The sequence below is a fragment of the Achromobacter sp. 1012554356 genome, assembly GCF_059760815.1.
Window position 1 is genome coordinate 1 of sequence record NZ_JCBANC010000121.1, and the last position, 1187, is coordinate 1187.

Here is a 1187-nt window from a genome sequence, read left to right on the forward strand (position 1 = left end):
CGCAGGATAGTCGAACGGAATGGAAAGTCCGGCCGTAGCAGGTGATAGCCCTGTAGACGAAATTCTGTGTGTGGAACTAAGCGTAAGACAAGTAGGGCGGGACACGTGAAATCCTGTTTGAAGATGGGGGGACCATCCTCCAAGGCTAAATACTCGTGATCGACCGATAGTGAACCAGTACCGTGAGGGAAAGGCGAAAAGAACCCCGGAAGGGGAGTGAAATAGATCCTGAAACCGTATGCATACAAACAGTAGGAGCCTCCTTGTGGGGTGACTGCGTACCTTTTGTATAATGGGTCAGCGACTTACATTCAGTGGCAAGGTTAACCGAATAGGGAAGCCGTAGCGAAAGCGAGTCCGAATAGGGCGATTCAGTCGCTGGGTGTAGACCCGAAACCAGATGATCTATCCATGGCCAGGTTGAAGGCACGGTAACACGTGCTGGAGGACCGAACCCACTAATGTTGAAAAATTAGGGGATGAGCTGTGGATAGGGGTGAAAGGCTAAACAAATCTGGAAATAGCTGGTTCTCTCCGAAAACTATTTAGGTAGTGCCTCAAGTATTACTGCGGGGGGTAGAGCACTGTTATAGCTAGGGGGTCATGGCGACTTACCAAACTATGGCAAACTCCGAATACCCGCAAGTACAGCTTGGGAGACAGAGCACCGGGTGCTAACGTCCGGACTCAAGAGGGAAACAACCCAGACCGCCAGCTAAGGTCCCAAATTATCGCTAAGTGGGAAACGAAGTGGGAAGGCATAGACAGTCAGGAGGTTGGCTTAGAAGCAGCCATCCTTTAAAGAAAGCGTAATAGCTCACTGATCGAGTCGTCCTGCGCGGAAGATGTAACGGGGCTAAGCGATAAACCGAAGCTGCGGGTGTGCACTTTTAGTGCACGCGGTAGGAGAGCGTTCTGTAAGCCTGCGAAGGTGGCTTGTAAAGGCTGCTGGAGGTATCAGAAGTGCGAATGCTGACATGAGTAGCGATAAAGGGGGTGAAAAGCCCCCTCGCCGTAAGTCCAAGGTTTCCTGCGCAACGTTCATCGGCGCAGGGTGAGTCGGCCCCTAAGGCGAGGCAGAGATGCGTAGCTGATGGGAAGCTGGTTAATATTCCAGCACCGTCGTACAGTGCGATGGGGGGACGGATCGCGGAAGATCATCAGGGTGTTGGATGTCCCTGTTGCTG

1 rRNA gene is annotated in these 1187 nt (G+C 52.3%); it reads left to right on the plus strand.

Annotated features, from left to right (window positions below):
- Positions 1–1187: ribosomal RNA gene (locus tag AC6LJW_RS29410) — 23S ribosomal RNA — on the plus strand; the annotation flags it as partial.